13 protein-coding genes are annotated in these 13,114 nt (G+C 43.7%); 8 read left to right on the top strand and 5 right to left on the bottom strand.

Annotated features, from left to right (window positions below):
• The first annotated feature begins 331 nt into the window (after positions 1 to 331).
• From FSB76_RS02025 to FSB76_RS02010, 4 genes are read left to right on the top strand one after another with little or no spacing between them, the layout of a single operon-like run.
• Positions 332 to 1,465 (top strand): alkene reductase, encoded by a 1,134-nt coding sequence (locus FSB76_RS02025; protein WP_225976389.1) that lies wholly within the window; start codon positions 332 to 334, stop codon positions 1,463 to 1,465.
• 45 nt (positions 1,466 to 1,510) lie between these two features.
• Positions 1,511 to 1,837, top strand: coding sequence for a hypothetical protein (locus tag FSB76_RS02020; RefSeq protein WP_147051938.1), 327 nt, complete (start codon positions 1,511 to 1,513; stop codon positions 1,835 to 1,837).
• A 32-nt stretch (positions 1,838 to 1,869) separates the two neighbouring features.
• Complete coding sequence (gene ahr, locus FSB76_RS02015; RefSeq protein WP_147051937.1) at positions 1,870 to 2,889, top strand: NADPH-dependent aldehyde reductase Ahr; 1,020 nt, start codon at positions 1,870 to 1,872, stop codon at positions 2,887 to 2,889.
• 39 nt (positions 2,890 to 2,928) lie between these two features.
• A complete protein-coding gene (locus FSB76_RS02010; protein WP_147051936.1) occupies positions 2,929 to 4,056 on the top strand; it encodes an alkene reductase in 1,128 nt (375 codons plus the stop codon).
• 54 nt (positions 4,057 to 4,110) lie between these two features.
• On the opposite strand, the gene FSB76_RS02005 is transcribed toward FSB76_RS02010, so the two are convergent.
• Positions 4,111 to 5,595, bottom strand: coding sequence for an aminotransferase-like domain-containing protein (locus FSB76_RS02005; protein WP_147051935.1), 1,485 nt, complete (start codon positions 5,593 to 5,595; stop codon positions 4,111 to 4,113).
• Positions 5,596 to 5,827: 232 nt separating this feature from the next.
• On the opposite strand from FSB76_RS02005, the gene FSB76_RS02000 reads away from it, so the two are divergent.
• Together FSB76_RS02000 and FSB76_RS01995 are read left to right on the top strand one after the other, a co-directional pair.
• Entirely contained in the window at positions 5,828 to 6,967 is a 1,140-nt protein-coding gene (locus FSB76_RS02000; RefSeq protein ID WP_147051934.1) for an alkene reductase, read from the top strand.
• A 57-nt stretch (positions 6,968 to 7,024) separates the two neighbouring features.
• Entirely contained in the window at positions 7,025 to 8,086 is a 1,062-nt protein-coding gene (locus tag FSB76_RS01995; protein WP_225976388.1) for a zinc-dependent alcohol dehydrogenase family protein, read from the top strand.
• Positions 8,087 to 8,204: 118 nt separating this feature from the next.
• Here the strand turns inward: FSB76_RS01995 and FSB76_RS01990 are convergent, their stop codons facing one another.
• The 4 genes from FSB76_RS01990 to FSB76_RS01975 all read right to left on the bottom strand — a co-directional run bounded on the left by FSB76_RS01990 (position 8,205) and on the right by FSB76_RS01975 (position 10,649).
• Entirely contained in the window at positions 8,205 to 8,621 is a 417-nt protein-coding gene (locus FSB76_RS01990; RefSeq protein ID WP_147051933.1) for a nuclear transport factor 2-like protein, read from the bottom strand.
• Between the two features lie 24 nt (positions 8,622 to 8,645).
• The gene (locus FSB76_RS01985; protein ID WP_147051932.1) at positions 8,646 to 8,990 is read right to left on the bottom strand and encodes an EthD domain-containing protein; all 345 of its coding nucleotides are present in this window, start codon (positions 8,988 to 8,990) and stop codon (positions 8,646 to 8,648) included.
• Between the two features lie 69 nt (positions 8,991 to 9,059).
• Positions 9,060 to 9,857 carry an alpha/beta hydrolase gene (locus FSB76_RS01980; protein ID WP_225976387.1) on the bottom strand — a complete coding sequence of 266 codons (798 nt, stop codon included), beginning with the start codon at positions 9,855 to 9,857 and terminating at the stop codon, positions 9,060 to 9,062.
• A 189-nt stretch (positions 9,858 to 10,046) separates the two neighbouring features.
• Positions 10,047 to 10,649 carry a TetR/AcrR family transcriptional regulator gene (locus tag FSB76_RS01975; protein WP_147051931.1) on the bottom strand — a complete coding sequence of 201 codons (603 nt, stop codon included), beginning with the start codon at positions 10,647 to 10,649 and terminating at the stop codon, positions 10,047 to 10,049.
• Between the two features lie 382 nt (positions 10,650 to 11,031).
• Between FSB76_RS01975 and FSB76_RS01970 the strand changes: the two genes are divergently transcribed.
• Together FSB76_RS01970 and FSB76_RS01965 are read left to right on the top strand one after the other, a co-directional pair.
• Positions 11,032 to 11,772, top strand: a complete 741-nt coding sequence (locus tag FSB76_RS01970) for an SDR family oxidoreductase (protein WP_147051930.1) — start codon at positions 11,032 to 11,034, stop codon at positions 11,770 to 11,772.
• Positions 11,773 to 11,862: 90 nt separating this feature from the next.
• Entirely contained in the window at positions 11,863 to 13,098 is a 1,236-nt protein-coding gene (locus tag FSB76_RS01965) for an MFS transporter (protein WP_147051929.1), read from the top strand.
• Positions 13,099 to 13,114 lie beyond the last annotated feature (16 nt).

The raw sequence follows: 13,114 nt of genomic DNA, 5'->3' as shown, positions 1-13,114 counted from the left end.
TGGTGTTTTATCTCGTGTTTTTACGAAATCTATGTTGGATTTACCGGAGGGTATGCCTCATCATTTAAAGGGTTTTGTTTGTTAGTAACTCCATTTCCGGCACAATATTCCCGAAAACAAAGACCTGCATTTTCACTATCCATATTTATGCCGACATAGTTGTCATAAACTCATTTGAGGATTTTACGATATAAAATACCATAAAATTAATATTTTATACATAAGGTACTGATAGTTAGTGATTTATTTAATGGCATCAAAGTGGCATCCTCTGCGTCGAAAGCGCTGCTTTAAATTTTAATGCTATTAAATAATAAGGTTATCACTAAAAATGGAAACAAATCAGACTCTTGAAAACCCTGCAACCGGGATGAAGTTATTTTCGCCGGTAAAACTTGGTCGTTTAACATTAAAGCACCGGGTGGTGCATCCTCCTTTAACCCGGCTTCGGGCCAACCCGGATGATAGTGTAAGCAATATGATGATCGAATATTACACCCAACGTGCCACTGATGGCGGGTTTATCATCACTGAATCTACCCATCCCTCATATGATAGCCGCGGTTATATTGGTGCACCCGGCATTTACGAAGATCATCACATAGCAGGCTGGAAAAAAGTAGTTGATGCGGTACATGCAAAAGGGAGCTTTATCTTTATGCAGATCTCTCACGATGGCCGCCAATCACATGAATCATTAAGTAATGGGCAGCCACCAATCGCGCCATCTGTTGTGCCGTTTGAGGGGTTATCATTTACAGCAAATGGTTGGGTGCCTGTTACACCGCACCGGGCTATTGATATCTCAGAGATTCCCGCGTTGGTAGAAACATTCAGAAAAGCAGCAGAAAGGGCTTTGCTCGCTGGTTTCGACGGCGTCGAACTTCACAATGCCAACGGTTACCTGGCCGATACTTTTTTGCAGGATGGCACCAACAAAAGAACCGATGCCTACGGCGGATCGATAGAGCACCGTGTTAAGCTGCCGTTGCAACTGGTGGATGCACTGGTATCTGTATGGGGGGCAGATAGGGTCGGGGTTCGGGTATCTCCAAGTGGAAAATGGGGAGCCATTTCGGATTCGGACCCCAAAGCCACCTTTGGTTATTACGTTGAACAGTTGGATAAACTCGGACTGGCTTACCTGCACGTGATCGAACCCCGGGTAATGGGAACTGAAACGCTGGATGAAAAGCAAAGCCCGGTAGCTTCTGCTTTTCTGCGCAAGATCTTCAGAAACCCTATCATCTCTGCCGGTGGGTTTGATCGTGATGGCGCTGAGGCCATATTGCAAAGTGGCGATGCAGACCTGGTGGCATTTGGCCGCTGGTTTTCCTCAAACCCCGATCTGTCCGAGCGATTAAGGCACAACCTCCCGCTTACCCCTTATGAACGCGACGCTTTTTGGGGTGGTAACGAACATTTTTACATTGATTTCCCAACCTATGATCTTACAAGCCGGTAACCAAACAAGATTGAACATTCATTAAAAACCTTCTATAAAATCGCCATGGTCAACAGCAAAAAATCAATAATCAAATTTCAGCAGATTTTAATTTTTGCTGTAAACGAGGTCGCCGTTGCGTCATTAAAACCGGGCGTATCAAAAGAAGAAAGTGAACGCATTTTGCTGTCGCCGGTAACTACAGTGCAAGTTGCCGGGAATGCCCGGGAAAATTTTAAAAACAGGTTAGAGAATTATCTGCGGATAATTAGGGTTCAAAGTAATGTTTTGAAGGACGAGCCGGATTTGACAGTTATAAAAATTACCCGGCAAGATGCCGCGATTGACCTCTGCGCGTCGGTCGACGATTTATGGCGATCATCAATAACGTAAAGCAACAAATTATAAACCCAAATAGTAATCATATGAATACAGTAAAAGCATGGGCAGCTCTTGAACCGGGTGCCGAATTAATACCATTTACCTACGAAATGGGGCCATTAGATGCCGAAGAAGTAGAGGTTGAAGTACAATATTGCGGCTTATGCCATACCGATATTGCATTCATTAAAAATGAATGGGGTACCATACCCTTTCCATTGGTGCCTGGGCATGAAATTACCGGGAAGATTGTCGCGCTTGGGGATGTAGCTAAAACCAAAGGACTCCGTATTGGCCAAACCGTAGGTATTGGCTGGACTAATGGCAGCTGTGGGCATTGCGGCCCTTGCCTGGATGGCGACCAAAACCTTTGCGAAAACGTAAAGGCTACCATTTGGGGGCACCACGGCGGTTTTGCAAGCAGGGTAAAAGCACATTGGATTTGGGCTGTACCTATTCCAGATGGATTGGACCCCGCCGACGCAGGCCCGATGTTTTGCGCGGGCATCACTGTTTTTTCACCGCTGATGGAGTATGGCGTTAAGCCAACCGATAGGATAGGAGTATTCGGTATCGGCGGCCTTGGTCACCTTGCTATTCAGTTTTGCCATGCCTGGGGGGCCGAAGTAACGGCCTTTTCATCTAACGCGGGCAAGCACGATGAAACAAAAAAACTGGGTGCCGAACATATCGTTTCCAGCCGGGATACCAGTGAATGGGATGTCCTGAAAGGAAAGTTTGATATCATCATTGTAACCGTAGCGGTACCGCTTGATTGGGATAAAATTATTGCCATGCTGGGGCCAAAGGGACGCCTGCACTTTGTAGGTATTGTTTATGAGCCTATCCCGGTATCGGTGATTGCTTTGTTAGGCGTTCAAAAATCGATATCTGCATCGCCCGGAGGTTCAAGGGGCGTGTTAGATAAAATGCTGCGCTTTGCGGCCCATCACAAAATAAAACCTGTTACAGAACATTTCCCCATGAGCAGGATAAACGAAGCTATTGCCCATCTGGAGGCGGGAAAAGCTAATTACAGGATCATCCTCGATGCCGATTTTTAAGTAAAAGGATCGGTCAAATCAATACGAAACAACATACATATGAAAACACAGGATAACAGTAACACCAAATTGTTTTCGCCAATTAAACTTGGCGCTTATGAGTTAACGCACCGCGTAGTTTTACCACCGTTAACGCGCATGCGTACCGAAACCGGGTTTATACCTAACGACCTGATGGTTGAATATTATAGCCAGCGCACTACGCCCGGCGGGTTTATGGTTACGGAAGGTACTGTAATATCCGAAACCGGCCATGGGTATTACGGCGCGCCGGGCATTTATACCAATGAGCAGGTGGAAGGCTGGAAAAAAGTAACTGCGGCAGTGCATGCCAAAGGCGGCATTATATTTTTGCAGCTTTTTCATGTAGGCCGCGAATCGCACCGGGATCTTCAACCGAATAACGCACTACCTGGTGGGCCTTCTGTTGTGCCGCACGAAGATTTGGTGTTTACCCAAAAAGGCTGGGTGCCTGCAGATTTGAACCGGGCCTACGAAACAGAAGAAGTAGAAGCCCTGGTTGAAGACTACCGTAAAGCTGCCCAAAGGGCAAAGGATGCCGGGTTTGACGGGGTAGAGCTTCATGGCGCCAACGGTTATCTGGTTGATCAGTTTTTACAAGATGGCTCTAATAAACGCACAGATAAATATGGTGGCCCAATGGAAAACAGGGTAAGGTTTATGATGGAAGTTGTGGAGGGCATGTTAGCGGTATGGGGGCCTGATCGTGTTGGCGTTAGGCTTGGGCCAAGCGGCACATTCAATTCCATGTCTGATAGCAATCCAATCGCGCTTTTTGGTTACGCAGCCGATCAGCTTAATCAATTTGGCATCGCATATTTACACCTGATTGAACCAAGGATTAAAGGCAGTTATGAGGAGGTTGATGGGATGGAGCCTGTTGCCTCGATACATCTCCGTAAAATATTCAAAGGTCTCATTATTGCTGCCGGCGGGTTTGATTTTGACAAGGGGAACGAGGTACTCGAAAAAGGCTATGCCGATCTGGTTGCTTTTGGCCGGTATTTCATAGCCAATCCGGATTTGCCTTATCGTTTCAAAAATGGCTTGCCGTTAAACCCATATAACCGGGATACTTTTTATGGCGGAAACGCAAAAGGGTATATCGATTATCCTTTTTACAGCGAGGAATTAGTTGCTGAATAATTACCTATACCATTCATAATGCCCATTCCCTCTAAAAGGGGGGATGGGATATTTTTATAATAGTATTTGGGTCGCTGATGCGTCAAGCCCATGCACCGGGATAACAGATGCTGTTTTTTGCAGGATCGATTTGACCAGTTTTCCCAAAGTTTTTAGCGATTCTTCTATTTTGGTACTCCATAACGGACAGCAATTAATGCGCATAAAGTTTTGGTAATGTTTAGATGCCGAAAAGATTTGGCCGGGACAAAAGCCTATCCCAAATTTGAGCGCTTCACGCTGTAACTCTAATGCATTCACATTTTCGGGTAACTCTACCCAAAGGCTGTAACCGCCGGCCGGTACCGATATCTTCACATCATCCGGAAAATATTCAAGGATGGCATTCCTATACCTGGTTGTTTGTGCCTGCGCAAATTGTCTCAGTTTTTTGATGTGGGCATTGTATTCGCCGGTTTCTAAAAAGCGACCAATGGTATCCTGCAACAGACCGTTAGTTGATATATTCTCCGCGAATTTCAACCGCTCAATTTGCGCCTGGTATTTACCGGCCGTAACCCAGCCTATCCTGAACCCGGGCATCAACGATTTGGAAAATGATGAACAAAATAACACGTTATCATAAGTATCGTAAGCCTTGGCCGGTAATGGTCTTGTTTTGTCGTAGGATAGCTCGCCTAAGGCATCATCTTCAATTAACGGGATATTCAATTCGCCTAATAATTTTACCATTCTTATCTTATTTTCCTCGGGCATAGCGCAGCCGTAAGGGTTTTGACACACCGGCATAAATAAGCAGGCTGCAACTTTATTGGCTGCCAAGGCGGTTTCCAGTTCGTCGAGGTTGAGACCAGTAAACGGGTCGACACTAATACCTAATGCTTTTAAGCCTTTGCTTTCCAGGCATTGCAAAACACCGGCATAGGCCGGGCTTTCGATAGCCACAATATCGCCTGGTTTGGTTATGGCCTCCAGGCAAAGACTTATAGCTTCCATACAGCCGTTGGTAATCAGGATCTCGTCCTGCTTAATACTGTGTTTCCAGTCGAACGTGTGCAGGGCTATTTGTTTAATCAACCTTGGATGCCCCTCTAAGAAAGAATATTGAAAAATGTTACGCTCTTCTTTTATAGAAGCCTGCATTACTTTATTGATCCTGCTGATGGGCAGGTATTCATTTGCAGGGGCAAGTGATGAAAAATTGATCACGCTATACTTAGCCGTATTTTTTACCATAGCCGCGGCCATGGTATTTACTTCAATAAACTCAGGCAGGGGAATATAACTCTCTACTGCCGTTCTTTTAATGATGCTTTTAGTAAAGGTATTGATATAAAAGCCCGAGCCGGGCCGGGATACAATAGCCCCTTTGGCCTCCAATATTCCGTAAGCTTGTTTAACGGTTGTAAGGCTCACTTTAAGCTCTTCGCTTACTTTACGTACAGAAGGTACTTTATCGCCGGGCTGCAATTGAAGGCCGCTGATCGTTTCTTCTATCTTGCTGATAACCTGTTCGTACCGGAAGGTTTTGTGTGGCATTTATATCGTATCTGGATAACAAATATAAACCTTAATATGCTGTTAAACCTGTTTTACCAACTAATATTGCACTGCCATAACAGAGTGGAATTATATAAAATATACCAACTGGTATTAGATTTTTAACACCTACTGTATCTTTTTCTGCATGCCTTTTAAGCGGACCTTTGACATATCAAATCGGTGGTAATTATTAAAGATCACCGGTGCTAACAAGTCAAATAATAAAAAAATGAAATCAGAAATTAATGCAGTTAATACTGCTGATAACTCAAAACTATTTACCCCTGTTCAATTAGGCCCCTATCAATTAGACCACCGTATAGTGATGGCTCCATTAACCCGTATGCGTACCGAGGTTGATTTTATCCCTAACGATCTGATGGTTGAACATTATTCACAACGTGCAACCAAAGGTGGCTACATGGTGGCAGAAGGTACCGTAATTTCAGCAACCGGCCATGGCTATTATGGCGCGCCCGGAATTTATACCGATGAACATGTAGAAGGCTGGAAAAGGGTTACTGCAGCCGTACACGCCAAAGGAGGGATCATATTTGATCAGTTGTTTCACGTTGGTCGCCAGTCACATAACAGTCTACAGCCCAACAATGCTTCACCAATTGGCGCTTCGGTAGTTCCATTTGAAGATTTTGTATATACTCCAACAGGCTGGTTACCTGCCGATATTAACCGTGCCGCAACCACCGAAGACGTTAAACAACTGGTAGAAGATTACCGCCAGGCAGCCATCCGCGCTAAGGCAGCCGGTTTTGATGGTGTTGAATTACATGGTGCAAACGGCTACCTGGTTGACCAATTTTTACAGGACGGATCAAACCAAAGAACTGATATTTATGGTGGCTCGATAGCAAACAGGGTGCGTTTTATGCTGGAGATTGTAGAGGCATTAGTATCCGTTTGGGGGGCGCATAAAGTAGGCGTAAGGGTAGGCCCAAGCGGTACTTTCGCATCTATGTTCGATAGTGACCCTATCGCTTTGTTCAGCTATGCGGCCGAGCAATTAAATAAATTCAACCTGGCTTATTTGCACATTATTGAGCCACGCATTAAAGGTGCTGTTGAAGAAGTTGAAGGCCTTGAGCCGGTGGCCGCCATGCACCTGAGGAAGATCTTTAAAGGAACTATCATAGCCGCCGGTGGCTTTGATTTTGAAAAAGGCAATGCTATTATTGAAAAGGGCAATGCCGACCTGGTTGCCTATGGCCGTCACTTTATAGCCAATCCCGACCTCGTTTACCGTTTTGCAAATGGCTTTGAGTTAAACGCATATGACCGCGATACTTTTTACGCCGGTGATGCCCGTGGTTATAATGACTATCCGGCTTACCAGGAACAGGTAACCGCATAAATTTACTGAAGGCCGCTACGTTATAGCGGCCTTCGTTGTTAATGGTCTTATTTAATAATGAAAGCTAATAAAAGAGAAATGCCAAACTATCTTCAATCCATTGATGGGCTTATGGCCAATCAATCACAAATGGCCAGTACCGTTACATTTTCAGAAACCGGCGGTCCCGAAGTACTTACCATAAATCATATCAATATACCGGCACCTGCCGCCAACGAAGTACGCATCCTGGTTAAAGCGATAGGCCTTAACCGTGCTGAAGCCATGTGGAGATCTGGCGCGTATATAGAAGAACCTATTTTACCGGCTAAGCTTGGGTACGATGCCTCCGGGATCATTGAATCAGTAGGAAGCAATGTAAAGAATTTTGCGGTAGGCGATCAAGTGGGTACCATTCCCGCTTTTTCTCAAAACGAATACGGGGTATATGGCGAATTGATATTGATGCCTGCACACGCGGTTATCAAAAGTCCCCCTTCGCTAAGCTTTGAGCAGGTAGCAGCTATATGGAACCCATTTATTACCTCTTACGGTGCATTAATTGATGGCGCTCATTTATATGCAGGCCAATCGGTTTTAATTACGGCTGCTTCAAGCAGTGTAGGCCTTGCCGCTATCCAGGTTGCCAATATGGTTGGTGCTGTTCCCATAGCGTTGACACGTAAAAGCGACAAAAAACAACAGCTTTTAGATGCAGGTGCAGCTTATGTGATAGCTACCGAAGAAGAGGATGTTGTTGCCGTGGTAAAAGAAATCACGAAAGGCCGCGGTGCCGATGTTGTTTTTGACCCGGTTGGTGGTCCGTTATTTGCCCAATTGTTGTTGGCGTTAACCCGCGGCGGGCAAATGTTTTTATATGGCGCACTTAGCGATGAAGTAACCCCGCTGCAACTGATCGATGTTTTAAACCAGGTGCCTGTTATAAAGGGTTATACTGTATGGGATATTACCAAAGACCCTGAACGGGTAGAAAAAGCAAGGAAATTTGTTTTTAGCGGGATCGCATCCGGCGCGTTAAAGCCCATGATAGCCAAAAAGTTTGCTTTTGAGCAAATTGTTGATGCTCACCGGTTCCTGGAATCTAACCAGCAAATAGGTAAAATAGTGGTAACCGTTTAATAACGGTAATAATAATTGTTGATTTGTTTTGATACCGTTTTGAACTGATAAAGCCAGGAGTTGAGATATTAATTATCCCTTCCCCTGGTTTCAAAACGGTTTTCATTCAATAGGTTGCTTACACTGCTGCGGCCGCGTTTTTTGCTATTAATTGCATTAACGCTTCCGGTTCAAAATAAGCCACCCATAAAGAAAGTGCCTTGTTATCTTTGATGGTCCAATGTTCAGAGATATTGATCCTGTCGGCCGTACCCACCAGCGCAATATTAATAAGTATGATTATGTGCTCATTTTCGCCTACAAGGGAAATGATCTCGCATCGTTTAAAATCAAGCACGGCGGTAACCTGGTGCAATACATCATCAAGGTAAGCTTGCAGGTTGCTGGTGCCGCCCCATGGTAAATAATTGGGTGCTGTAACTTCGAATTCCGGCAAAAATATCTCACCATATGCCTTTGCTTCACTATCGGTACCGCCTTCGTAAAAGCTTCGTACCAAAGCTTTATTACGGTCTGTTAAATGTTGGTCAATCATGGTATCTTAAATTAAAAGAAGTGGTTAACTAATGACCACGTTTTCAGTAGCGTAAATCCAAAGGATCTTTTCGCGATCAATAAACAGGGCTTCATCTGGCGCTATGGTTTTAAAGTAATTGTCAGATGCAAACACCTTGTTGATATCTTCCATCTGCTCAAACCAAATTTCAGCTATGCCATCAAAAGGCGCTACCGGGAACTGATCAAGGCTTTCGCCGGTGCTATGCACTTGGGTGTATTTTTTAACATATTGTTTTACTTCGGCCTGGCTGGAAAATAATGGTCCGTGAATGTCTTTCCAATGGGCTTTAAATTCGTCCAGAGTAAGGTCGGCCCGTTTAGGGACGAGGATACATAATTTGATCATGATATTATTTTAAAGGAGATAAAGGGATAAACAATCCCGGCTGCAAAAGCCGGGATTGTTTGGATTGAATTATTTTGCAACACCATTGGCAGCCGCTTCAATTACTGCGGCTACTTCTTTAGGGTGCGATATAAAGGCTACGTGGCTGGCTTTAATTTCGGTTACTTTCGATCCTGCTCTTTTCGCCATAAAACGTTCTGCATCCGGTGGTATCATCCTGTCTTCGGTCGATACGATGAACCAGCTTGGTCTTGTTTTCCAGGCGGGAACGCTGATAGGCGTAACAGCGGCGGCAATACCAAGCGGTGTTTGTGAATGTGCCATAAAATCGGCCTGGGCTGGCGACAGATCAGGGCAAAAATCCTTGTAATACTTGGCCATATCATACCACAGCAATCCTCTTACCGGCGGCATAATGCCCGATTCCGGGTTTGGCGGACCGGCCTTTTGCAGACTCAATAACGATTCGCCTGCATCTGGCGCAAAGGCCGATACATAAACCAATGCGGCCACACTTGAGGTATCGCCGGCTTCGGTGATCACAGCGCCCCCATAGGAGTGACCCACAAGGATCACCGGGCCTTTTTGGCGTGCCAATACAGCCTTAACCGATGCGACATCATCGGCCAGGCTCAGGTCTGAGTTGCTTACCACATCTACATGGTAACCTTTGGCATTTAATATTTTGTAAACGCCTTCCCAGCCAGATACATCGCCCCAGGCACCATGCACCAATACAATGTTTTTAACCTGGGCAATTGCAGGGTTAGTAATAAAAAAAGAAGTAAGGAAAATGGCGAGCATACCTAAAAATACCCCTTTCCCTTGTGTTGTACCGTAATGTTTAGTTTGGGTTTTACTTTTCATGATTGAATGTTTAAATATTTTGATGATTTAATATTCAATCAAGGGGCAAGATGCATACCAGTAGTTAATTTATTGGTATGTAGCGATTTGTGAATTTATCCTGACGGTAAACTGGCGTTATATCGTATTTTCATCAAGCCGCTGTCAATATTTGGTGTAACCGGGAGATTATCCGTAGCGAATTCTTTATTACAAATTTTGTGTTACCTTGGCATAAGATGCCAGTTCGGCTTTTAAGCTGTTGATAGTCATCAGCATCGGTTTAGTGCTGTTTAATACCCGGCAAATAGCATTTGCCCCTTCAATAGACACTAACATACGGGTTGCAAATTCATTGGGGATGATAGTATCAGATAGTTCGCCGCTATCGATTCCATCCTGTATAATGTTTGTAAACAGGCTAATGGTAGTATCAACCATTGTTTTTACCTTTTTTTTAATCACCGGGTTGGTATCATCAGCCTCGGTCGAAAAATTTACAATAGGGCAGCCCCCATCAATATAACTGGCCAGCGGGTTCTTGTTATTATCCATAAAGGCGCCAAGTTTAGCAATAGCGGTGGTATGCTTGTTAAAGGTGATGGTTCTTCGGTCGGTTAATTTTTTAAATAAAAGATCAACCGCATCCTGAGCTATCTCTTCCTTACTTTCAAAATGACCGTAAAAACAGCCCTTGCTGGTGTTAGCGGCTGCTATGATCTCGTCAACAGAAGTACCGGCAATCCCTTTTTCGTTAAATAAAATGGCAGCCCGCTCTATAATGTGCTGTTTCTTTTCTTCTGCTTTACTCATTTCTATATATTTACAATGTAAATATAGACTAAACGGTTTAAATTAGGTGATTTGATAACGCGTTTTGAAATTATTTTACATTAATGTTAAAAACGCTATCGACCTCGGTTTGAACTTATATGCCAATGAATAAAGATTAAATTTGCTTGTTTTAGGCATTAAATCAAGCAAAAAACCTTGTTGTATTTAGAGTGGCTCTTCCTGATCTATAGAAAAAGTGAATTGACATCAAATTGTAATTAAGATAAAAATAGACTAAATAGTTTTATATAATAAACTAATTGGTCTATGTTTGTGCCGTCATCTGATAAGCGAAAGCGTAAGTCTTGTTTGTTAAAATTAGACTAATTGGTCTACCGGATGCCCTTATAAAAAAACAAAAATGAACAATCAAAAAGTAGCCCTGGTAACAGGATCAAATCGTGGTATTGGTTTTGAAACCGCAAAACAACTTGGTGAAAAAGGTATCACCGTAATTTTAACTGCACGTGATTTAAACGTTGCACAGGATGCTGCCGCCAGCTTAAATAAATCAGGAATTGACGCTTACGGAATTAAATTAGACGTAACTAATGCAGATGACAGAAAAGCTGCCGCCGCTTACATAGAGTCAAATTTCGGCAAACTGGATATCTTGATTAACAATGCTGGTGTAGCGCCAAAAGAGTCCTTATTTGTAAGTAAAACAGCCGAAACAACCGAAGAAGAGTTTCAATACATTTACAACACCAACTTGTTTAGCGTGGTTTACTTAACCAACGAGCTGTTGCCTTTATTAAAGAAAAGCGATGCCGGCCGTATTGTTAACCTTTCAAGTATTCTTGGTTCATTAACTATTCATGCACAGCCAGAAAGCCCTATAGCGGGCTTCCGTGTATTGTCATACAATTCTGCCAAAGCGGCGCTTAACGTATTTACCATTCACCTGGCTGCCGAATTAGAAGGTACCGGTATTAAAGTGAACGCCGCTCACCCGGGTTGGGTACAAACCGAACTTGGCGGTAACGAACAGGCGCCAATGAGTATTACCGATGGTGCAAAAACCAGCGTTGAACTGGCTCTTTTAAGTGAGGATGGTCCAAACGGAAAGTTTATCCACATGGGCGAAGAATTGCCCTGGTAAATCTTGCTTATAGTTACTAACCCAAAGCGTTTGCGATACCTATATGGTAGCTTCAAAAGCTTTGGGCTTTTGCCGTAAATTATTTTTATTATGAAAATTATTAAAGAGCATCATAGAGGTATCAGTACGATATTGGCTTTTGCCCTTATCCCGCTATCGGGTTTTGCTACCGATATTTATATTCCATCGCTGCCGTCAATGGCTACTCACCTGGGGGTTACCAACGCTGCAGTGCAGCTTTCGTTAATTGTTTTTATGGTAAGCTCAGGTATTAGCCAATTGTTTGTCGGGAGTTTGCTTGATAGTTTTGGCCGTTATCGCTTAGGCACCATATCATTATTGGTATTTGCCCTGGCCAGCATTAGCATAGCGCTTAGCCATAGCATTCAGCTTATTTATGCCATGCGGGTTTTGCAGGGGATAACCGTAGCCTTGATTGTGGTAGGCAAAAGGGCATACTTTATGGATACTTACACCGGCGAAAAGCTGAAGCACTATACCAGCTTGTTTTCTATCATTTGGGCTACCGCACCCATAGTTGCGCCATTTATAGGCGGGTACCTGGAAACTGCTTTTGGCTGGCAGGCTAATTTTTATTTTTTGGGTATTGCCACCCTTGCCTTGTTTGTACTGGAGTTGGTGTACAGCGGCGAATCACTCAAGAATTATCAGCCCTTTAAAGCAAAAAGTATCCTGCAGGTTTACTGGTCTACACTGAGCACATTGGATTTTTCTTTGGGGTTAGTCATGATCTCTTTAAGCTACGCCATGCTTATAGTGTATGGTATGAGCAGCCCTTTTATTATCGAACATGTGTTTCATTTATCACCTGTGGTCACGGGGTACTGTTCGCTGCTATCGGGTGTATCATTAATGACCGGGGGCGTCATTTCAAAAACGCTTATCAAAAAGCCCTTGTTGAAAAAAGTATGGATAGCCATAGCTTTACAAACAGCTTTCGCAGCGCTGATGATTGTTGCATCGGCTTTTAAAACCAACCTGGTTACGTTAATGATGTTTACAGCTGCTGTACATCTTTTATCGGGTTTTGTATTCAATAATATATTTGCCTATTGTTTGGGCCGGTTTTCAAAAAACGCGGGGATCGCCAGTGGCGTTACCGGAGGTTCATTGTACATCATTACTTCGGTTTTTAGCTATGGTATTGTAAATGTTATTGCCATAAAAAACCAGGAGTTTTTGGGGATAGCCTATCTTACTTTCGCGGTGCTGGCTTGTATCACTTTTGCCTTATTTGTTAAAGTAAGCAAAAGGCACCAGGCAAAACAAGAAACAGCAATGGTTTTAAGCAATGCTGTTTCCTGATGATATCGATAGTGAA

This window comes from Mucilaginibacter ginsenosidivorax, assembly GCF_007971525.1.
GTDB classification, from domain to species: Bacteria; Bacteroidota; Bacteroidia; order Sphingobacteriales; family Sphingobacteriaceae; genus Mucilaginibacter; species Mucilaginibacter ginsenosidivorax.
Note: the sequence above shows the minus strand (reverse complement) of the source record. Positions and strands in the feature narration are given on the sequence as shown.

What these genes read in the sequence shown, in the direction of transcription:
- FSB76_RS02005 (WP_147051935.1), bottom strand. Translation starts at nt 5,595, where the DNA reads ATGCCACACAAAACCTTCCGGTACGAACAGGTTATCAGCAAGATAGAA.
- FSB76_RS01980 (WP_225976387.1), bottom strand. Translation starts at nt 9,857, where the DNA reads ATGAAAAGTAAAACCCAAACTAAACATTACGGTACAACACAAGGGAAA.
- FSB76_RS01970 (WP_147051930.1), top strand. Translation starts at nt 11,032, where the DNA reads ATGAACAATCAAAAAGTAGCCCTGGTAACAGGATCAAATCGTGGTATT.
- FSB76_RS01975 (WP_147051931.1), bottom strand. Translation starts at nt 10,649, where the DNA reads ATGAGTAAAGCAGAAGAAAAGAAACAGCACATTATAGAGCGGGCTGCC.
- FSB76_RS02020 (WP_147051938.1), top strand. Translation starts at nt 1,511, where the DNA reads ATGGTCAACAGCAAAAAATCAATAATCAAATTTCAGCAGATTTTAATT.
- FSB76_RS02010 (WP_147051936.1), top strand. Translation starts at nt 2,929, where the DNA reads ATGAAAACACAGGATAACAGTAACACCAAATTGTTTTCGCCAATTAAA.
- FSB76_RS02000 (WP_147051934.1), top strand. Translation starts at nt 5,828, where the DNA reads ATGAAATCAGAAATTAATGCAGTTAATACTGCTGATAACTCAAAACTA.
- FSB76_RS01965 (WP_147051929.1), top strand. Translation starts at nt 11,863, where the DNA reads ATGAAAATTATTAAAGAGCATCATAGAGGTATCAGTACGATATTGGCT.
- FSB76_RS01995 (WP_225976388.1), top strand. Translation starts at nt 7,025, where the DNA reads ATGAAAGCTAATAAAAGAGAAATGCCAAACTATCTTCAATCCATTGAT.
- ahr (WP_147051937.1), top strand. Translation starts at nt 1,870, where the DNA reads ATGAATACAGTAAAAGCATGGGCAGCTCTTGAACCGGGTGCCGAATTA.
- FSB76_RS01990 (WP_147051933.1), bottom strand. Translation starts at nt 8,621, where the DNA reads ATGATTGACCAACATTTAACAGACCGTAATAAAGCTTTGGTACGAAGC.
- FSB76_RS01985 (WP_147051932.1), bottom strand. Translation starts at nt 8,990, where the DNA reads ATGATCAAATTATGTATCCTCGTCCCTAAACGGGCCGACCTTACTCTG.
- FSB76_RS02025 (WP_225976389.1), top strand. Translation starts at nt 332, where the DNA reads ATGGAAACAAATCAGACTCTTGAAAACCCTGCAACCGGGATGAAGTTA.